General features: G+C 52.8%; 17 protein-coding genes and 2 tRNA genes. 16 read left to right on the forward strand and 3 right to left on the reverse strand.

Annotated features, from left to right (window positions below):
• Position 1 precedes the first annotated feature (1 nt).
• Positions 2–1,435 carry a serine-type D-Ala-D-Ala carboxypeptidase gene (dacB, locus tag AM410_RS09760; RefSeq protein ID WP_025202924.1) on the reverse strand — a complete coding sequence of 478 codons (1,434 nt, stop codon included), beginning with the start codon at positions 1,433–1,435 and terminating at the stop codon, positions 2–4.
• A 227-nt stretch (positions 1,436–1,662) separates the two neighbouring features.
• Between dacB and greA the strand changes: the two genes are divergently transcribed.
• The gene (greA, locus tag AM410_RS09765; RefSeq protein WP_014171793.1) at positions 1,663–2,139 is read left to right on the forward strand and encodes a transcription elongation factor GreA; all 477 of its coding nucleotides are present in this window, start codon (positions 1,663–1,665) and stop codon (positions 2,137–2,139) included.
• Between the two features lie 151 nt (positions 2,140–2,290).
• Here the strand turns inward: greA and yhbY are convergent, their stop codons facing one another.
• Positions 2,291–2,584 carry a ribosome assembly RNA-binding protein YhbY gene (gene yhbY, locus AM410_RS09770; RefSeq protein ID WP_003861814.1) on the reverse strand — a complete coding sequence of 98 codons (294 nt, stop codon included), beginning with the start codon at positions 2,582–2,584 and terminating at the stop codon, positions 2,291–2,293.
• A 127-nt stretch (positions 2,585–2,711) separates the two neighbouring features.
• On the opposite strand from yhbY, the gene rlmE reads away from it, so the two are divergent.
• The 6 genes from rlmE to AM410_RS09800 all read left to right on the forward strand — a co-directional run bounded on the left by rlmE (position 2,712) and on the right by AM410_RS09800 (position 8,304).
• A complete protein-coding gene (gene rlmE / locus AM410_RS09775) occupies positions 2,712–3,338 on the forward strand; it encodes a 23S rRNA (uridine(2552)-2'-O)-methyltransferase RlmE (protein ID WP_014171792.1) in 627 nt (208 codons plus the stop codon).
• A 102-nt stretch (positions 3,339–3,440) separates the two neighbouring features.
• Positions 3,441–5,375, forward strand: a complete 1,935-nt coding sequence (ftsH, locus tag AM410_RS09780; RefSeq protein WP_025202925.1) for an ATP-dependent zinc metalloprotease FtsH — start codon at positions 3,441–3,443, stop codon at positions 5,373–5,375.
• A gap of 98 nt (positions 5,376–5,473) precedes the next feature.
• Positions 5,474–6,322 (forward strand): dihydropteroate synthase, encoded by an 849-nt coding sequence (gene folP, locus AM410_RS09785; RefSeq protein WP_020883535.1) that lies wholly within the window; start codon positions 5,474–5,476, stop codon positions 6,320–6,322.
• Positions 6,315–7,652, forward strand: a complete 1,338-nt coding sequence (glmM, locus tag AM410_RS09790; protein WP_014171789.1) for a phosphoglucosamine mutase — start codon at positions 6,315–6,317, stop codon at positions 7,650–7,652. The genes folP and glmM overlap by 8 nt, the downstream gene beginning before the upstream one ends.
• Positions 7,653–7,875: 223 nt before the next feature.
• The gene (gene secG, locus AM410_RS09795; RefSeq protein ID WP_020883537.1) at positions 7,876–8,208 is read left to right on the forward strand and encodes a preprotein translocase subunit SecG; all 333 of its coding nucleotides are present in this window, start codon (positions 7,876–7,878) and stop codon (positions 8,206–8,208) included.
• A 9-nt stretch (positions 8,209–8,217) separates the two neighbouring features.
• Positions 8,218–8,304, forward strand: a tRNA-Leu gene (locus tag AM410_RS09800).
• 165 nt (positions 8,305–8,469) lie between these two features.
• On the opposite strand, the gene argG is transcribed toward AM410_RS09800, so the two are convergent.
• Positions 8,470–9,816 (reverse strand): argininosuccinate synthase, encoded by a 1,347-nt coding sequence (gene argG / locus AM410_RS09805; protein ID WP_020883538.1) that lies wholly within the window; start codon positions 9,814–9,816, stop codon positions 8,470–8,472.
• Between the two features lie 287 nt (positions 9,817–10,103).
• Between argG and AM410_RS09810 the strand changes: the two genes are divergently transcribed.
• The 9 genes from AM410_RS09810 to nlpI all read left to right on the forward strand — a co-directional run bounded on the left by AM410_RS09810 (position 10,104) and on the right by nlpI (position 20,325).
• A tRNA-Met gene (locus AM410_RS09810) sits at positions 10,104–10,180 on the forward strand.
• A 207-nt stretch (positions 10,181–10,387) separates the two neighbouring features.
• On the forward strand, positions 10,388–10,840 hold the full coding sequence (gene rimP, locus AM410_RS09815; protein WP_014833432.1) for a ribosome maturation factor RimP: 453 nt from the start codon (positions 10,388–10,390) through the stop codon (positions 10,838–10,840).
• Between the two features lie 28 nt (positions 10,841–10,868).
• Positions 10,869–12,371, forward strand: coding sequence for a transcription termination factor NusA (nusA, locus tag AM410_RS09820; RefSeq protein WP_014171785.1), 1,503 nt, complete (start codon positions 10,869–10,871; stop codon positions 12,369–12,371).
• 24 nt (positions 12,372–12,395) lie between these two features.
• A complete protein-coding gene (gene infB / locus AM410_RS09825) occupies positions 12,396–15,083 on the forward strand; it encodes a translation initiation factor IF-2 (protein WP_014171784.1) in 2,688 nt (895 codons plus the stop codon).
• A gap of 88 nt (positions 15,084–15,171) precedes the next feature.
• Positions 15,172–15,576 (forward strand): 30S ribosome-binding factor RbfA, encoded by a 405-nt coding sequence (gene rbfA / locus AM410_RS09830; RefSeq protein WP_014171783.1) that lies wholly within the window; start codon positions 15,172–15,174, stop codon positions 15,574–15,576.
• Positions 15,576–16,526 carry a tRNA pseudouridine(55) synthase TruB gene (gene truB, locus AM410_RS09835; protein WP_014171782.1) on the forward strand — a complete coding sequence of 317 codons (951 nt, stop codon included), beginning with the start codon at positions 15,576–15,578 and terminating at the stop codon, positions 16,524–16,526. The genes rbfA and truB overlap by 1 nt, the downstream gene beginning before the upstream one ends.
• Before the next feature lie 155 nt (positions 16,527–16,681).
• Entirely contained in the window at positions 16,682–16,951 is a 270-nt protein-coding gene (rpsO, locus tag AM410_RS09840; protein ID WP_013098914.1) for a 30S ribosomal protein S15, read from the forward strand.
• Positions 16,952–17,193: 242 nt separating this feature from the next.
• A complete protein-coding gene (pnp, locus tag AM410_RS09845) occupies positions 17,194–19,332 on the forward strand; it encodes a polyribonucleotide nucleotidyltransferase (RefSeq protein WP_014171780.1) in 2,139 nt (712 codons plus the stop codon).
• Between the two features lie 108 nt (positions 19,333–19,440).
• On the forward strand, positions 19,441–20,325 hold the full coding sequence (gene nlpI, locus AM410_RS09850; protein WP_013098912.1) for a lipoprotein NlpI: 885 nt from the start codon (positions 19,441–19,443) through the stop codon (positions 20,323–20,325).
• Positions 20,326–20,421 lie beyond the last annotated feature (96 nt).

Below are 20,421 nucleotides of genomic sequence, written 5' to 3' on the forward strand. Positions count from 1 at the left end.
GCTAGTTATTCTGGTAGATGTCCTTATAAAGCCTGCTTTCGAAGCGAACCAGTGGAATACGACGATTACGCTGGTCGGTCGGTTCGACGGCATAGCCGGAAAGATACTGCACGAATGCCATGCGTTGCCCGCTGGCGGTAGTGATGAAGCCTGCAAGGTTATAAACCCCCTGCAGTGAACCTGTCTTGGCTGAAACTTTTCCATCCACCCCGGCCGCATGAAGGCCGGCACGGTACTGAAGTGAACCGTCATGTCCGGCAAGTGGCAGCATCGAAATAAAGTTTAGCTCAGTGTCATGTTGTGCAATGTACTGAAGTACTTGCATCATCGTTGCCGGGGAGATCAAATTATGCCGCGATAACCCAGAGCCATCGACGGCAATGGTGTTGCCAAGATCGATCCCCGCCTGTTGGCGCAGGATCTGACGTACGGCGTCGGAACCCGCACGCCAGGTTCCTGGCACGCCGAAACGCGCGTGACCAATCATGCGGAACACCGTGTCAGCAATCATGTTGTCAGACTTTTTCAGCATAATCCGTAGCAAATCGTGCAGCGGCGCAGATTGTTTGCTGGCGATCACCGTACCGGGTTGATTGACCTGCGTCTGGCGCAGCAGGGTACCGGAATAGGTTATTCCCGCTTGCTTCAGTTCATCCTTGAGAATGGCACCCGCATAGCTTGCGCCATCCTGTATCGCAAAGGCCAGCGGCAATGGGTCGGCGCGCTGTGTCAGGCACCCGGTCAGCGTGAAGCGGTTAAGATCGCCTGGCACCACGTCCAGCTCGCAATACTGCGCATCCGGGGAGCCTTTTGCGAGGGTACGAACCTGGCTGAACATCGTCACCGGGTAGTAAGACGCCACGCGAATAAACGCTAAATCATCCGGTTTTGGCGCGCTGTAAAGTGAAATGGAGAAGCAGTTACGATCCACAATCGCGGCGGCTGGCGGAGCGCTAAAGCATTGTGTCATGTCGTTCCACGGCCATCCTGGTGCTTTATCGTGGCTGGCAAAAATAGAGGTGTCGATTAACACATTGCCATCAATCTTCTGCACGCCAGATTTTTTCAGCGACGCGACCATGTTGCGGATATCCTGGCGTTTAAACGTAGGATCTCCCCCGAAACGGGCGATAAGATCGCCTTTCAGTTCGCCACCCTCGATGTTGCCTTTGGTCTCGAGCGTGGTGGTAAAACGGAAGTCAGGCCCAAGCTGAAGCAGGGCGGCGAGTGCGGTGATCACCTTCTGGGTACTGGCAGGCAGCGCCATCTGTTGACTGTGATAGTCAATCTCTGGCGACTGCGCCCCGACCTTCTGCACCATCAAGGCAAGGTTGGCACCTGCGGGTAGCTGATTAATGTACTCATCAACATTCGCGGCCTGAACGCTGAACGCTATACTGGTAGTCAATCCGATGATAAATCTGGAAAATCGCATAATCTCGCGCTAACAACCCGAAAACAAACCGTCATACTACGGTGCATAGCACTGCAAAGTAAACGATGACCCATAGTGAACTTCGCGGTAAAATGCGTATCAAATTGAAAATTGTTGCTGACCTGGGGCTTCGCTCCCGGGTCGGTTTTCTTTTTGCTTCTGGCCCGCTCATGGGGGCCGGGGCAGGGAACACTGCTCCCAACAGGAATGTTTAAGAGGTATAACAAATGCAAGCTATTCCGATGACCTTACGTGGTGCCGAAAAACTGCGCGAAGAGCTGGATTTTCTGAAATCCGTTCGTCGCCCTGAAATCATCGCCGCTATCGCGGATGCGCGTGAGCATGGCGACCTGAAAGAGAATGCTGAATACCACGCGGCGCGTGAGCAGCAGGGCTTCTGTGAAGGGCGTATTAAAGATATCGAAGCAAAACTGTCCAATGCGCAGGTTATCGATATCACCAAAATGCCTAACAATGGCCGCGTCATTTTTGGTTCAACCGTTACCGTGCTGAACCTGGACAATGACGAAGAGCAGACTTATCGCATCGTGGGTGATGATGAAGCGGACTTTAAACAGAATCTCATTTCGGTGAACTCCCCGATTGCTCGCGGCCTGATTGGCAAAGAGCAGGATGATGTTGTCACTATCCGCACCCCGGGTGGCGAAGTGGAATACGAAATTATTAAGGTTGAATACCTGTAATTCGCATCTCGACTAAGATGTTGATACATTGTAAAGAAAAGAAAAAGGCCGCATAGCGGCCTTTTATCAACTCAAGGAGCGTGGCATTTTGCTCACCTGCTGACAGAAATCCCTCGTTTTACACAGAAAATGTGTTCGATTCAGGATATCCTTAGCGTGGCAGCGAGATTTTACGCTCTTTAGATGGGCGATAGAGCACCAGCGTTTTACCGATGACCTGTACATTACAGGCACCCGTTTCACGCACGATGGCTTCCACGATCAGGTTTTTAGTGTCTCGGTCTTCAGAGGCGATTTTCACCTTGATCAGCTCGTGGTGTTCCAGCGCTTGTTCAATCTCGGCAAGCACCCCTTCGGTCAAACCATTGTTGCCAAGCATGACTACAGGCTTGAGCGGATGTGCCAGACCTTTAAGGTGCTGTTTTTGTTTAGTACTCAGATTCATCGTATATTTTTGCTTACGTTGGGATTGAAAACGGTTCATTCTACCGCCATCTCCCTTATATCGCCAAATAGCTGCGTAGAAATTTACGTCACAGGCAAGTAACGATGAACCAGGACGGAAATGTTAAATGACAGGTAAAAAGCGTTCTGCCAGCTCCAGCCGCTGGCTTCAGGAACACTTTAGCGATAAATATGTTCAACAGGCACAGAAAAAGGGGTTGCGTTCCCGTGCCTGGTTTAAACTTGATGAAATACAGCAAAGTGACAAACTTTTTAAGCCGGGAATGACGGTTGTCGATCTCGGTGCAGCACCTGGCGGATGGTCCCAGTATGCGGTTACGCAGATCGGCGGAACGGGCCGAATCATCGCATGCGACCTTTTACCAATGGATCCCATCGTCGGTGTCGACTTCCTTCAGGGCGACTTTCGTGATGAATTAGTGCTGAAAGCGCTACTTGAGCGTGTAGGTGATAGTAAGGTCCAGGTTGTCATGTCAGATATGGCACCAAATATGTGTGGAACACCGGCGGTGGATATCCCCCGCGCCATGTATTTGGTGGAGCTAGCGTTAGAAATGTGTCGTGATGTACTAGCGCCTGGTGGTAGTTTTGTTGTGAAGGTGTTTCAGGGCGAAGGTTTCGAGGAGTATCTTAAGGAAATTCGCTCCCTGTTTGCGAAGGTTAAAGTTCGTAAGCCGGACTCTTCCCGGGCCCGTTCCCGAGAAGTGTATATTGTAGCGACCGGGCGAAAATGATAACCCGCGTCTTTCAGACGAAAGTTTGAATGACACGGGATATAGAGTATCCTGACGCTGTTTTTAACACAGTTGTAATATGAGGTTAATCCCTTGAGTGACATGGCGAAAAACCTAATACTCTGGCTGGTCATTGCCGTTGTGCTGATGTCAGTATTCCAGAGCTTTGGGCCCAGCGAGTCGAATGGCCGCAAGGTGGATTATTCTACCTTCCTGCAGGAGGTCAATCAGGACCAGGTTCGCGAAGCGCGTATCAACGGACGTGAGATCAACGTTACCAAGAAAGATAGTAACCGTTACACGACTTACATCCCGGTGAACGATCCTAAGCTGCTTGATAACCTTCTGACCAAAAACGTCAAGGTGGTAGGCGAGCCGCCAGAAGAACCAAGCCTGCTGGCTTCTATCTTCATCTCCTGGTTCCCGATGCTGCTTCTTATTGGCGTCTGGATCTTCTTTATGCGCCAGATGCAGGGCGGCGGTGGCAAAGGTGCCATGTCGTTCGGTAAGAGCAAGGCGCGTATGCTAACGGAAGATCAGATCAAGACCACATTTGCCGACGTTGCAGGTTGCGACGAAGCAAAAGAAGAAGTGGGCGAACTGGTTGAATACCTGCGCGAGCCGAGCCGTTTCCAGAAACTGGGCGGTAAGATCCCGAAAGGCGTTCTGATGGTGGGGCCTCCGGGTACCGGTAAAACCCTGCTGGCGAAAGCCATCGCGGGTGAAGCGAAGGTGCCGTTCTTTACTATTTCAGGTTCTGACTTCGTTGAAATGTTCGTGGGTGTTGGTGCATCTCGTGTGCGTGACATGTTCGAGCAGGCCAAGAAGGCAGCACCGTGCATTATCTTCATCGATGAAATCGACGCCGTAGGCCGCCAGCGTGGCGCAGGCCTGGGCGGTGGTCACGATGAACGTGAACAGACGCTGAACCAGATGCTGGTTGAGATGGATGGCTTCGAAGGTAACGAAGGTATTATTGTTATCGCGGCGACTAACCGTCCGGACGTTCTTGACCCTGCGCTGCTGCGTCCAGGCCGTTTCGACCGTCAGGTTGTGGTTGGTCTTCCGGATGTACGTGGTCGTGAACAGATTCTGAAAGTTCACATGCGTCGCGTACCGCTGGCACCTGATGTCGACGCGGCAATCATCGCGCGTGGTACGCCGGGCTTCTCCGGTGCTGACCTGGCAAACCTGGTCAACGAAGCTGCACTGTTTGCTGCTCGCGGTAACAAACGCGTTGTGTCGATGGTGGAGTTCGAGAAAGCGAAAGACAAAATCATGATGGGTGCGGAACGTCGCTCCATGGTGATGACGGAAGCGCAGAAAGAGTCCACGGCTTACCACGAAGCCGGTCACGCGATTATCGGTCGCCTGGTGCCGGAACACGATCCGGTGCATAAAGTGACGATTATTCCGCGCGGTCGTGCGCTGGGTGTGACGTTCTTCCTGCCGGAAGGCGATGCCATCAGCGCCAGTCGTCAGAAGCTGGAAAGTCAGATTTCAACCCTTTACGGCGGTCGTCTGGCTGAAGAGATTATTTACGGCGCGGAGCATGTTTCGACCGGTGCGTCCAACGACATTAAAGTCGCGACCAACCTGGCGCGTAACATGGTGACCCAATGGGGCTTCTCCGAGAAGCTGGGTCCCCTGCTGTATGCGGAAGAAGAAGGCGAAGTGTTCCTGGGCCGCTCCGTGGCGAAAGCGAAACACATGTCCGATGAAACCGCACGTATCATTGACCAGGAAGTGAAGCTGCTGATCGAGCGTAACTACAATCGCGCCCGTCAGATCCTGAACGATAACCTGGACATTCTGCATTCGATGAAAGATGCGCTCATGAAATATGAGACCATCGATGCTCCGCAGATTGACGACTTGATGGCTCGCCGCGAAGTGCGTCCGCCAGCGGGTTGGGAAGACCCAGGCGCTTCCAACAATTCTGACAACAATGGCACACCGCGTGCGCCGCGTCCGGTCGATGAACCGCGTACGCCGAACCCGGGCAACACCATGTCAGAACAGTTGGGCGACAAGTAAGTCACTGCTGTTGAAATCTATGTTTGCACCTCAAACCCTGGAGCTTGCTCCGGGGTTTTTCTTTTCTGTAAAACCATATTGATACCAGGGATTTGACCATGAAACTATTCGCCCAGGACTCGCATCTCGATCTCTCACATCCGCATGTGATGGGTATCCTGAATGTCACGCCTGACTCCTTCTCTGACGGCGGCACGCATAACACGCTTATCGAGGCTGTGAAGCACGCAAATTTGATGATTAACGCGGGCGCCACCATCATTGACGTAGGCGGGGAATCGACGCGCCCTGGGGCGGCAGACGTTTCGGTGGAAGAAGAACTGGCGCGCGTGGTGCCTGTGGTTGAAGCTATCGCACAGCGGTTCGAGGTGTGGATCTCCGTCGATACGTCTAAACCTGAAGTGATCCGTGAAGTCGCGAGAGTGGGTGCTCACATCATCAATGATATTCGCTCGCTGACGGAGCCTGGCGCACTGGAGGCGGCCGCGGAGACCGGGCTACCGGTTTGCCTGATGCACATGCAAGGACAGCCGAAAACCATGCAGGAAGCGCCAAAGTATGACGATGTTTATGCCGACGTAAATCGCTTCTTTATTGAGCATATTGCACGTTGTGAACGTGCGGGTATCGCAAAAGAGAAATTGCTGCTCGACCCGGGGTTCGGTTTCGGTAAAAATCTCTCTCACAATTATGAGCTGCTTGCGCGCTTATCGGAATTCCATCATTTCGACCTGCCATTGCTGGTTGGTATGTCGAGAAAGTCGATGATTGGTCAGTTACTGAATGTAGGGCCGAGCGAACGTCTGAGCGGAAGTCTGGCCTGCGCTGTAATTGCGGCGATGCAGGGCGCGCACATTATTCGTGTCCATGACGTTAAAGAAACAGTAGAAGCCATGCGTGTAGTGGAAGCTACACTGGCAGCGAAGGAAAACAAACGCTATGAGTAATCGTAAATATTTTGGTACCGATGGTATTCGTGGGCGCGTGGGTGATGCGCCAATCACCCCTGATTTTGTACTGAAACTGGGCTGGGCAGCGGGTAAAGTCCTTGCGCGTCATGGCTCCCGTAAAATCATCATTGGTAAAGATACCCGTATCTCCGGGTATATGCTGGAGTCAGCGCTGGAGGCCGGTCTGGCTGCCGCGGGGCTTTCCGCTTCCTTCACTGGCCCAATGCCAACGCCTGCTGTGGCATATCTGACGCGTACTTTCCGTGCTGAAGCAGGGATTGTGATTTCGGCCTCGCATAACCCGTTTTATGACAACGGCATTAAATTCTTCTCCATCGATGGCACCAAGCTGCCGGATGAAGTGGAAGAGGCGATCGAAGCAGAGATGGAAAAAGAGATCACCTGTGTCGACTCCGCCGAGCTGGGCAAAGCGAACCGCATTGTCGATGCCGCGGGTCGTTACATCGAATTCTGCAAAGGTACTTTCCCGAACGAACTGAGCCTGGCCCATCTTAAAATTGTGGTGGACTGCGCCAACGGTGCGACCTATCACATTGCGCCGAATGTTTTCCGCGAACTGGGTGCGAACGTGATTACCATCGGCTGTGAGCCTGATGGCCTGAATATTAACGAACAGGTGGGGGCGACTGACGTTCGTGCTCTGCAGGCGCGAGTTCTGGCGGAAAAAGCCGATCTGGGCATCGCACTGGATGGCGACGGCGATCGCGTGATCATGGTCGATCACGAAGGTAATAAGGTCGACGGCGACCAGATCCTCTATATCATTGCGCGTGAAGGTCTGCGTCAGGGCCAGTTGCGCGGTGGTGCAGTAGGCACGCTGATGAGCAACATGGGTCTGGAGCTGGCGCTGAAACAGCTGGGTATTCCGTTTGTCCGTGCAAAAGTGGGCGACCGCTATGTGCTGGAAAAACTGCAGGAAAAAGGCTGGCGCATCGGGGCTGAAAACTCAGGCCACGTGATCCTGCTGGATAAAACCACCACCGGAGACGGTATCGTCGCTGCGCTGCAGGTTGTTGCCGCCATGGCGCGCAACCATATGAGCCTGCACGATCTCTGCAGCGGCATGAAAATGTTCCCGCAGATCCTGGTGAATGTGCGTTTCACCGCCGGTAAAGGCGATCCGCTGGAAAATGAAAATGTGAAAGCGGTGATGGCTGACGTTGAAGCAGCCCTGGGCAACCGTGGGCGTGTTCTGCTGCGTAAATCTGGAACCGAACCGCTGATCCGCGTAATGGTGGAAGGCGAAGATGAGGCGCAGGTAAATGAATTTGCACACCGTATTGCGGATGCCGTAAAAGCTGCATAGTTTTTCACGTTAAGTGATTAAAAAGGCGGCGCTTGCCGCCTTTGTTGTGAGCAATTGATGGCTTTTTGCTGTTTTTTTCCGCAGTTGATACAATGCGTCAAAATTGCCCTTGCGAAGCACATTCGCTTTGGTTAGTATTCACACCCGCTTCAGTGGGAAACAAAAATCCTGCTAATTGGTCGAAGCATTGGTATGCGGCAAATCCGCAAGGAACAGGTTGATTATGTACGAAGCTCTTTTAGTTATTTTCCTTATTGTAGCCATCGCTCTCGTAGCGCTGATCATGCTGCAGCAAGGTAAAGGCGCTGATATGGGAGCCTCCTTCGGAGCAGGCGCTTCCGGTACGCTGTTTGGTTCAAGTGGTTCTGCGAACTTCATGACCCGCACAACGGCGATTCTGGCTACGCTGTTCTTCATCATCAGTCTGGCGCTTGGCAATATCAACAGCAACAAGACCAGCAAAGGAAGCGAGTGGGAAAATCTGAGCGCGCCAGCGAAAACTGAGCAGACTCAGCCAGCTGCACCGGCTAAGCCGACCAGCGATATCCCGCACTAAGTATTCAGTACCGAGGTGGTGGAATTGGTAGACACGCTACCTTGAGGTGGTAGTGCCCTAACGGGCTTGTGGGTTCGAGTCCCATCCTCGGTACCAATATTCCAGAAGAAAGACGTCGAAAGACGTCTTTTTTTTCGTCTGTAGATTTCGTCTGTAGAAGGGGCGTTTTCGTCGGCGGGTACGTTCGTGCCAGCGGGACCGGTTCTGTAGCGGTCGTAAAAAAGGCGCCCAGTGGGCGCCTTTTGCATTTCTGCGTAAGCATTACTTCTTAACGCTGTGCTCCAGGTTTTCAACCTGCGGCAGGCCATTACCGGCGCTTGCGGAGAGCAGGCCATTCTCAACGTAGTTGAACAGCTTCTCACGGGTATCGGTGATGTCCAGGTTACGCATGGTCAGCTGGCCAATACGATCGTCCGGCGAGAACACGGATTCACCTTTCTCCATGGTCAGACGCTCTGCTTTATAAGTCAGGTTGTCGGACACGGTGTTCAGAATCGAGTAGTCATTCCCGCGACGCAGCTCCAGCGTCACTTCGCCGGTGATCGCGCTTGCCACCCAACGTTGCAGTGCATCACGCAGCATCAGGGCCTGTGGGTCGAACCAACGGCCCTGGTACAGCAGTTTACCCAGCTGACGACCATGAGAGTGATACTGCTCGATGGTGTCTTCGTTGTGAATACCGGTCAGCAGACGCTCATAAGCGATGTGCAGCAGCGCCATCCCAGGGGCTTCATAGATGCCACGGCTTTTTGCTTCGATAATACGGTTTTCAATTTGATCGCTCATGCCCAGACCGTGACGGCCACCGATACGGTTAGCTTCCAGCATCAGTTCCACATCGTCAGAGAAGGTCTTGCCGTTCAGGGCAACCGGATGGCCGCGCTCGAAACGCACGGTAACTTCTTCCGCCTGGATTTTGACGTTTTCGTCCCAGAACTTCACACCCATGATCGGGTTAACGATCTTCACGCTGGAATTCAGGAATTCCAGGTCCTTCGCTTCGTGCGTCGCACCCAGCATATTGGAATCGGTAGAGTAGGCTTTCTCAACGGACATCTTATAGTCGAAGCCGCAGGCGATCATAAACTCGGACATTTCATGACGGCCGCCCAGCTCGTCGATAAAGTCGGTATCGAGCCACGGTTTATAAATCTGCAGCTCGGCGTTGGTCAGCAGGCCATAACGATAGAAACGTTCGATATCGTTTCCTTTATACGTACTGCCATCACCCCAGATGTTTACGCCATCTTCTTTCATGGCGGCAACCAGCATGGTACCGGTCACTGCACGGCCCAGCGGGGTGGTATTGAAATAGGTCAGGCCGCCGGTAGTATTATGGAAAGCACCACACTGAATAGCAGCAATACCTTCAGCGACCAGTTGCTTACGGCAGTCAATCAGGCGCGCGTTCTCTGCGCCATACTCTTTAGCGCGACGAGGGATTGCATCATAATCGTCCTCATCCGGCTGACCCAGGTTCGCAGTATATGCATACGGAACCGCTCCCTTCTGGCGCATCCACAGCAGTGCAGCGCTGGTATCCAGGCCGCCTGAAAAAGCGATGCCAATACGTTGTCCTACCGGAAGATGCTTGAGAATCGTCGTCATAAAATAAAACCCTGCTTGATTGACTGATTAAGAGACCGCTTTCGCTCTCGATGCATGTTTATGCAAAATAAGTGAGTATTCATTTAATCATCTTTTGTCGATGACCGGAAGAGACTCGTGCGTTTTTTGTAAAATTTTCCCTTTGTTTGACCTGGCGGAAACTGGCTTGACAGGTGGGGTTCACTATCAATATACTAAACGCCGATTTTACGTCCCGTCTTCGGTACCAAATCCCAGCATTATTTGCAAATTCTCTCCAAAACGCGTAGAATTTGCCACGTTTCAGGCGCGGGGTGGAGCAGCCTGGTAGCTCGTCGGGCTCATAACCCGAAGGTCGTCGGTTCAAATCCGGCCCCCGCAACCACTTTCCCATAAAGTTCTTTTTCAAATATACTGTGAAGACTTAGAGCCTTCGTAGCTGGATTTGAAAAAATTCTTTCGGAGAGTGCTCCAGGCCGCAGTTGCGGCTATAGGGTTCAGTTATCTAAAGCCCCGATTTATCGGGGTTTTTTGTTATCTGACTACAGAATAACTGGGCTTTACGCCCTTTTTTTATGTCTTGGGGGTGGGCTTGTCCACATTAGAGCAAAAATTAACAGAGATGATTACTGCACCGGTCGAAGCACTGGGCTACGAACTGGTCGGCATCGAATTCGTTCGCGGCCGTACATCGACGCTGCGCATCTATATTGATAGTGAAGATGGCATCAATGTTGATGATTGTGCTGATGTTAGCCACCAGGTGAGTGCGGTTCTTGATGTTGAAGACCCGATTACCGTTGCGTACAACCTGGAAGTTTCCTCACCCGGCCTCGATCGCCCGATGTTCACGGCCGAGCACTATGTGCGCTTTACCGGTGAAGAAGTGGCTCTCGTTCTGCGTATGGCCGTACAGAACCGCCGTAAATGGCAGGGAATTATCAAAGCCGTTGATGGTGAAATGATCACGGTTACAGTCGAAGGCAAAGATGAAGTGTTCGCGCTGAGTAATATCCAGAAGGCGAACCTGGTTCCCCACTTTTAACAGTCTGGATTGAGGTGAAAAGCCCGCGATGAACAAAGAAATTTTGGCTGTTGTTGAAGCCGTCTCCAACGAGAAATCACTGCCGCGTGAGAAGATTTTCGAAGCGCTGGAAAGTGCACTGGCTACAGCAACCAAGAAAAAATACGAACAAGAGATCGATGTTCGCGTAGAAATCGATCGTAAAAGCGGTGACTTCGATACATTCCGTCGTTGGGTAATCGTTGAAGAGGTGACCCAGCCGACGAAAGAGATCACCCTGGAAGCGGCGCGTTTTGAAGACGAAAGCCTGAACGTGGGTGACTATGTTGAAGACCAGATTGAATCTGTCACCTTCGACCGTATCACCACGCAAACCGCAAAACAGGTTATCGTCCAGAAAGTCCGTGAAGCTGAGCGCGCGCTGGTTGTCGATCAGTTCCGCGATCAGGAAGGTGAGATCATTACCGGCGTGGTGAAGAAAGTAAACCGCGACAACATCTCTCTGGAAATCAAGTCTGAAGGGCTGCCAGGTAACGCTGAAGCCGTTATCCTGCGTGAAGACATGCTGCCGCGTGAAAACTTCCGCCCGGGTGACCGTATTCGTGGCGTTCTGTATGCCGTACGCCCTGAAGCGCGTGGTGCACAGCTGTTTGTGACCCGTTCCAAGCCAGAGATGCTGATTGAACTGTTCCGTATCGAAGTACCGGAAATCGGCGAAGAAGTTATCGAGATTAAAGCGGCTGCCCGCGATCCGGGTTCACGCGCGAAAATTGCAGTGAAAACCAACGACAAGCGTATCGACCCGGTCGGTGCTTGCGTAGGTATGCGCGGTGCGCGTGTTCAGGCGGTTTCTACCGAACTGGGCGGTGAGCGTATCGATATCGTCCTGTGGGACGACAACCCGGCGCAATTCGTGATTAACGCAATGGCTCCGGCGGATGTGGCGTCTATCGTTGTTGACGAAGACAAACACACCATGGATATCGCTGTTGAAGCGGGCAACCTGGCGCAGGCAATCGGCCGTAACGGTCAGAACGTACGCTTGGCGTCACAGCTGAGCGGCTGGGAACTCAATGTAATGACCGTTGATGACCTGCAGGCTAAGCATCAGGCTGAAGCCCATGCGGCGATCGATACCTTCACGAAATACCTGGATATTGACGAAGATTTCGCCACTGTTCTGGTTGAAGAAGGTTTCTCTACCCTTGAAGAACTGGCCTATGTGCCAATGAAAGAGCTGCTGGAAATCGACGGTCTTGATGAAGCCACCGTTGAAGCCCTGCGTGAACGCGCTAAAAACGCACTGACCACCCTGGCACTGGCTCAGGAAGAAAGCCTTGGCGATAAGAAGCCGGCTGATGACCTGCTGAATCTGGAAGGTCTTGATCGTGCGATTGCGTTCAAGCTGGCTGCCCGTGGTGTTTGTACGCTGGAAGATCTCGCTGAGCAAGGCGTTGATGACCTGGCCGATATCGAAGGTTTAACCGACGAGAAAGCCGGCGAACTCATCATGGCCGCACGTAATATTTGCTGGTTCGGCGACGAAGCGTAATAAACTGTAGCAGGAAGGAACAGCATGACTGATGTAACTGTAAAATCGCTGGCTGCCGAGATTCAGACCTCCGTGGACCGCCTGGTACAGCAATTTGCTGATGCAGGGATCCCGAAGTCCGCTGATGACTCGGTGAACGCGCAAGAAAAACAAACCTTGTTAGCGCACCTGAACCGTGAACACGGTTCGACGCCTGACAAGCTGACGCTGCAGCGCAAAACGCGTAGCACGTTGAATATCCCTGGTACCGGTGGTAAAAGCAAATCGGTACAAATTGAAGTCCGCAAGACACGCACCTTTGTAAAACGTGATCCGCAAGAGGCAGAACGCCTTGCTGCGGAAGAGCAGGCACAGCGTGAAGCGGAAGAACAAGCTCAGCGTGAGGCAGAAGCGACTGCCAAACGTGAAGCAGAATTAAAAGCTGAACGTGAGGCCGCAGAAAAAGCGAAACGCGACGCAAGTGATAAAGTGAAGCGTGAAGCTGCGGAAAAAGACAAAGTGAGCAATCAACAGACCGACGAAATGACAAAAACCGCCCAGGCTGAAAAAGCCCGCCGTGAAAATGAAGCTGCCGAGCTGAAGCGTAAAGCGGAAGAAGAAGCCCGCCGCAAGCTTGAAGAAGAAGCTCGCCGTGTAGCTGAAGAAGCGCGCCGTATGGCTGAAGAAAACGAGAAGAACGGTGTGAACCCTGCTGAAGCGTCTGAAGACACCAGCGATTATCACGTCACCACTTCTCAGCATGCGCGCCAGGCAGAAGACGATAACGACCGTGAAGTTGAAGGCGGTCGTGGCCGTACTCGCAGCACCAAAGCTGCTCGCCCAGCCAAAAAAGGCAACAAGCACGCTGAATCTAAAGCTGACCGTGAAGAAGCACGTGCAGCGATCCGCGGTGGTAAAGGCGGCAAGCGTAAAGGTTCCGCACTGCAGCAGGGCTTCCAGAAGCCAGCTCAGGCTGTTAACCGTGACGTAGTGATTGGTGAAACCATCACCGTTGGCGATTTGGCCAACAAAATGGCGGTTAAAGGTTCTCAGGTCATCAAAGCGATGATGAAACTGGGCGCAATGGCCACCATCAACCAGGTTATCGACCAGGAAACTGCGCAACTGGTAGCCGAAGAGATGGGCCATAAAGTTATCCTGCGTCGTGAAAACGAGCTGGAAGAAGCAGTAATGAGCGACCGTGACACCGGCGCAGCGGCAGAACCGCGCGCGCCTGTAGTGACCATCATGGGTCACGTTGACCACGGTAAAACCTCTCTGCTCGACTACATTCGTTCGACGAAAGTGGCCTCCGGTGAAGCGGGTGGTATTACCCAGCACATCGGTGCGTACCACGTAGAAACCGACAACGGCATGATCACCTTCCTGGATACCCCGGGCCACGCAGCGTTTACCTCTATGCGTGCTCGTGGTGCTCAGGCAACGGATATCGTTGTACTGGTTGTTGCTGCAGACGACGGCGTGATGCCACAGACCATTGAAGCTATCCAGCACGCGAAAGCGGCGCAGGTGCCTCTGGTGGTTGCAGTGAACAAGATCGATAAGCCAGAAGCTGACATGGATCGCGTTAAAAACGAACTCTCCCAGTACGGTGTTATGCCGGAAGAGTGGGGCGGTGAAGCGCAGTTCATCCCAGTATCTGCGAAAGCCGGTACCGGTATCGACGACCTGCTGAACGCTATCCTGCTGCAGGCTGAAGTTCTGGAGCTGAAAGCGGTTCGTAAAGGTATGGCGAGCGGCGCGGTTATCGAATCCTTCCTGGATAAAGGTCGTGGTCCGGTTGCAACTGTTCTGGTTCGTGAAGGTACCCTGCATAAAGGCGATATCGTCCTGTGTGGTTTCGAATACGGTCGTGTTCGTGCGATGCGTAACGAACTGGGCCAGGAAGTTCTGGAAGCAGGTCCGTCCATTCCAGTGGAAATCCTGGGCCTGTCCGGTGTGCCGGCTGCGGGTGATGAAGTGACCGTCGTACGTGACGAGAAGAAAGCGCGCGAAGTTGCACTGTATCGTCAGGGCAAATTCCGTGAAGTTAAACTGGCTCGTCAGCAGAAATCTAAACTCGAGAACATGTTTGCGAACATGACCGAAGGCGAAGTTCACGAAGTGAACATCGTTCTGAAAGCCGACGTTCAGGGTTCTGTGGAAGCGATCTCCGACTCCTTGCTGAAACTGTCTACTGACGAAGTTAAAGTGAAGATCATCGGTTCTGGCGTAGGGGGGATCACCGAAACCGACGCCACCCTGGCTGCTGCATCCAATGCAATCCTGGTCGGCTTCAACGTACGTGCTGACGCGTCTGCACGTAAAGTGATTGATGCTGAAAGTCTGGATCTGCGTTACTACTCCGTCATCTATAACCTGATCGACGAAGTGAAAGCAGCGATGAGCGGCATGCTGTCTCCAGAGCTGAAACAGCAGATCATCGGTCTGGCTGAAGTGCGTGACGTGTTCAAATCACCGAAATTTGGTGCGATCGCGGGCTGTATGGTTACCGAAGGTATCATCAAACGTCACAACCCAATCCGCGTACTGCGTGACAACGTGGTTATCTACGAAGGCGAGCTGGAATCCCTGCGCCGCTTCAAAGATGACGTTAACGAAGTCCGTAACGGCATGGAATGTGGTATCGGCGTGAAGAACTACAACGACGTTCGCGTTGGCGACATGATCGAAGTGTTCGAGATCATCGAAATTCAGCGTACGATTGCTTAATCATCGATGCAGGCCGGGTAAGCAAAGCGCCACCCGGTAATAATTTTAAAAGGGGCTTTTTGCCCCTTTTTTGTCTGGAGAATTTATTATGGCGAAAGAATTTGGTCGCCCGCAGCGCGTAGCGCAAGAAATGCAGAAAGAGATCGCCCTCATCCTGCAACGTGAAATTAAAGATCCACGCGTGGGTGTGATGACCACCGTGTCCGGCGTGGAAATGTCCCGCGACCTGGCGTATGCCAAAGTGTTCGTGACCTTCCTGAACGATCAGGACGAAGCCGCGGTAAAAAACGGCATTAAAGCGCTGCAGGAAGCCTCTGGCTACATCCGCTCTCTGCTCGGCAAAGCGATGCGTCTGCGTATCGTGCCTGAGCTGACCTTCTTCTACGACAACTCTCTGGTCGAAGGTATGCGCATGTCCAACCTGGTGACCAGCGTGGTGAAACATGACGACGAACGTCGTGTTAACCCAACGGACGACAGCAAGGAGGACTAATGAGTCGTCCTCGTCGTCGCGGTCGCGACGTGCATGGTGTGCTGCTGCTGGATAAACCCCAGGGCGCTTCCAGCAACGATGTGCTGCAAAAAGTTAAGCGTATTTTTAACGCCAACCGTGCGGGCCACACGGGCGCGCTCGATCCGCTGGCGACCGGCATGTTGCCGATCTGCCTGGGGGAAGCGACAAAGTTTTCCCAGTACCTACTGGACTCCGATAAGCGCTATCGGGTCATCGCCCGATTAGGCCAGCGCACGGACACCTCCGATGCCGATGGTCAGGTGGTAGAAGAGCGTCCGGTGACCTTCAGCGCAGAGCAACTTGATGCCGCGCTGGAAAGTTTCCGTGGCGACACGCTGCAGGTACCGTCAATGTATTCGGCGCTGAAGTACCAGGGTAAAAAACTGTACGAATATGCACGCCAGGGCATTGACGTTCCTCGTGAACCCCGTCCGATTACCGTGTACGAACTGCTCTTTATTCGTCACGAAGGCGATGAGCTGGAGCTGGAAGTACACTGTTCGAAAGGCACCTATATTCGTACCATCATTGACGACCTGGGTGAAAAACTGGGCTGTGGTGCGCACGTGATTTACCTGCGTCGCCTGGCTGTCAGCACGTACCCGGTTGAGCGAATGGTCACCCTTGAACATCTGCGCGAGTTGGTTGAGCAGGCGGAAGCGCAGGAGATTGCGCCGGCCGATTTGCTCGATCCGCTGCTGATGCCAATGGACAGCCCGGCGGCCGATTTCCCGGTTGTTAATCTTCCTTTAACATCCTCCGTTTACTTTAAGAACGGAAACCCGGTTCGTACCACCAGTGCTCCTTCTGAAGGTCTGGTACGCGTGACCGAGGGGGATGAAGGTAAGTTTATCGGCATGGGTGAAATGGATGGCGAAGGGCGCGTCGCGCCGCGTCGCCTGGTCGTTGAGTATCCGGTTGAAGCCTGATAGCGATAACGGCTCGCCTTGCGATAAGCAGGGGAGACGAGTAGAATATCGCGGCTTAACGTTCGGCAAATTGTTTAACATATTGCGGGACGTATACTGGGATTGCTGAATTAGAGATCGGCATCCTTACATTCTTTATATTCTGGAGTTTGAAAATGTCTCTAAGCGTTGAAGCTAAAGCTAAAATCGTTTCTGAGTTTGGTCGTGGTACTAACGACAGCGGTTCTACCGAAGTTCAGGTTGCACTGCTGACTGCACAGATTAACCACCTGCAGGGTCACTTTGCAGAGCACAAAAAAGATCACCACAGCCGTCGTGGTCTGCTGCGTATGGTTTCTCAGCGTCGTAAACTGCTCGACTACCTGAAACGTAAAGATGTTGCACGTTACTCCGCGCTGATCGAGCGTCTGGGTCTGCGTCGCTAAGTCTTGCGAGTTTCAGAAAAGGGGGCCTGATGGCCCCTTTTTTCAACCAGACGGCAGCAATTCACTGGAAACTATTGTATTGTTGCTATAAATGATCTTCATTGCAGAGGTTCGCGCGGCTAATGAGAGGCTTCACCCATGGGGGTGTTGGTTGTCATTAGTCGCGAGGATGCGAAGAAGGTCGGGTTAAAACGTCAGCACACCGGTGGTGTGCTGTCATACATTTAAGAAAGGACAGAACTTTGCTGAATCCGATCGTTCGTAAATTCCAGTATGGTCAACACACCGTCACGCTGGAAACCGGCATGATGGCACGTCAGGCTACTGCTGCCGTTATGGTAAGCATGGATGACACTGCGGTATTCGTAACCGTAGTTGGCCAGAAAAAAGCAAAACCAGGTCAGGACTTCTTCCCACTGACCGTTAACTACCAGGAGCGTACCTACGCTGCCGGTAAAATTCCGGGTGGCTTCTTCCGTCGTGAAGGCCGTCCAAGCGAAGGCGAAACCCTGATTGCGCGTCTGATTGACCGCCCGGTTCGTCCGCTGTTCCCGGAAGGCTTCGTGAACGAAGTGCAGGTTATCGCGACCGTTGTTTCCGTTAACCCACAGGTTAACCCGGATATCGTTGCGATGATCGGTGCTTCCGCGGCCCTGTCACTGTCTGGTATTCCATTCAATGGCCCAATCGGTGCTGCACGCGTTGGTTACATCAACGACCAGTACGTGCTGAACCCAACGCAGGAAGAGCTGAAAGAAAGTAAGCTGGACCTGGTTGTTGCTGGTACTGAAGCGGCTGTGCTGATGGTTGAATCCGAAGCGGAACTGCTGAGCGAAGACCAGATGCTGGGCGCGGTGGTCTTTGGCCACGATCAGCAGCAGATCGTTATTCAGAACATCAACGATCTGGTTAAAGAAGCGGGCAAACCACGTTGGGACTGGCAGCCTGAAGCCGTCAACGACGCGCTGAATGCACGCGTTGCTGCGCTGGCTGAATCTCGTCTGAGCGATGCTTATCGCATCACCGACAAACAGGAGCGTTATGCTCAGGTTGACGTGATCAAAGACGAAACTATCGCAACGCTGATTGCTGAAGACGAAACGCTGGATGCTAACGAGCTGAGCGAAATTCTGCACGCTATCGAGAAAAACGTGGTTCGTAGCCGCGTCCTGGCGGGTGAGCCGCGTATCGATGGCCGCGAAAAAGACATGATCCGTGGTCTGGACGTGCGTACTGGCGTTCTGCCACGTACTCACGGTTCTGCACTGTTCACCCGTGGCGAAACGCAGGCGCTGGTTACCGCGACCCTGGGGACAGCACGTGACGCGCAGAACATCGACGAACTGATGGGCGAGCGTACTGACAGCTTCCTGTTCCACTACAACTTCCCTCCATACTCCGTAGGTGAAACCGGTATGGTGGGTTCGCCTAAGCGTCGTGAAATTGGTCACGGTCGTCTGGCGAAGCGTGGTGTGCTGGCAGTGATGCCGGATGCTGACAAATTCCCGTACACCGTTCGTGTGGTTTCTGAAATCACCGAATCTAACGGTTCTTCTTCCATGGCTTCCGTGTGTGGTGCATCTCTGGCGCTGATGGATGCAGGCGTGCCAATCAAAGCCGCCGTTGCGGGTATCGCAATGGGCCTGGTGAAAGAAGGCGAGAACTTTGTTGTTCTGTCTGACATTCTGGGCGACGAAGACCACCTGGGCGATATGGACTTCAAAGTTGCGGGTTCCCGCGACGGTATCTCTGCGCTGCAGATGGATATCAAAATTGAAGGTATCACCAAAGAGATCATGCAGGTTGCGCTGAACCAGGCTAAAGGTGCTCGTCTGCACATCCTGGGCGTGATGGAACAGGCGATCAACGCGCCACGTGGCGACATTTCTCAGTTCGCTCCGCGTATCCACACCATCAAGATCAATCCAGACAAGATCAAAGATGTTATCGGTAAGGGCGGTTCCGTTATCCGTGCTCTGACCGAAGAGACTGGCACCACTATCGAAATCGAAGATGACGGTACGGTGAAAATTGCAGCGACCGACGGCGAGAAAGCGAAATTCGCTATTCGTCGCATCGAAGAAATTACTGCAGAAATCGAAGTGGGCCGTATCTACAATGGTAAAGTGACCCGTATCGTTGACTTTGGCGCGTTTGTTGCCATCGGTGGCGGTAAAGAAGGTCTGGTTCACATCTCTCAAATCGCTGACAAGCGCGTTGAGAAAGTGACCGATTACCTGCAGATGGGTCAGGAAGTCCCGGTTAAAGTTCTGGAAGTTGACCGCCAGGGCCGTATCCGTCTGAGCATTAAAGAAGCAACCGAGCAGTCTCAGCCGGCTGCTGCGCCAGAAGCATCGGCAGCAGAACAGCAAGGCGAGTAAGTTGCATTTGCCCTCCGCTTCGGCGGAGGGCCTATTATCAGGCAGGACGCCTTGTTAAGCCGCCGGGGGACAGGACGTTCATCCAATAGTTGTCTTCGGGAGTGGGAAATGAAGCCTTTTTTGCGCTGGTGTTTCGTTGCGACAGCTTTAACGCTGGCAGGATGCAGCAACTCTGCCTGGCGTAAGAGCGAAGTCCTCGCAGTGCCATTGCAACCGACTTTGCAGCAGGAAGTGATTCTGGCACGCATGGAACAAATTCTTGCCAGTCGGGCTTTAACCGATGACGAACGCGCACAGCTTTTATATGAGCGCGGAGTGTTGTATGATAGTCTCGGTCTGAGGGCATTAGCGCGGAATGATTTCTCACAAGCGCTGGCAATCCGACCTGATATGCCTGAAGTATTCAATTACTTAGGCATTTATTTAACGCAGGCAGGCAATTTTGATGCTGCCTATGAAGCGTTTGATTCTGTACTTGAGCTTGATCCAACTTACAACTACGCGCACTTGAATCGCGGTATCGCCCTGTATTACGGCGGTCGTGATAAGTTAGCGCAAGATGATCTGCTGGCGTTTTATCAAGACGATCCTAATGATCCTTTCCGCAGTCTGTGGTTATACATCGTTGAGCAGAAGCTCGATGAGAAGCAGGCAAAAGAAGCACTGAAACAGCGCTTCGATAAATCGGACAAGGAACAGTGGGGATGGAACATTGTCGAGTTCTACCTGGGCAACATTAGCGAAGCAACGCTGATGGAACGCCTCAAGGCGGACGCAACGGATAACACCTCGCTCGCTGAGCATCTCAGTGAAACCAACTTCTATTTAGGTAAGTACTACCTAAGTCTGGGGGATAAGGACAGCGCTACGGCACTGTTCAAATTAGCGGTTGCTAACAACGTACACAACTTCGTTGAGCACCGTTATGCATTGTTGGAATTATCGCTCTTGGGCCAGGAGCAAGACGACCTGGCAGAATCGGACCAGCAATAGCTGACGACATAAACATCAGCCCGTAATCTTTTGATTGCCATCACCTTAACTGGTGAGGGCGTTGTTGTTCGTCAATACATCTACTTTGAGCCGGTT

The organism is Enterobacter cloacae complex sp. FDA-CDC-AR_0164 (assembly GCF_003071645.1).
Lineage (GTDB): Bacteria > Pseudomonadota > Gammaproteobacteria > Enterobacterales > Enterobacteriaceae > Enterobacter > Enterobacter ludwigii.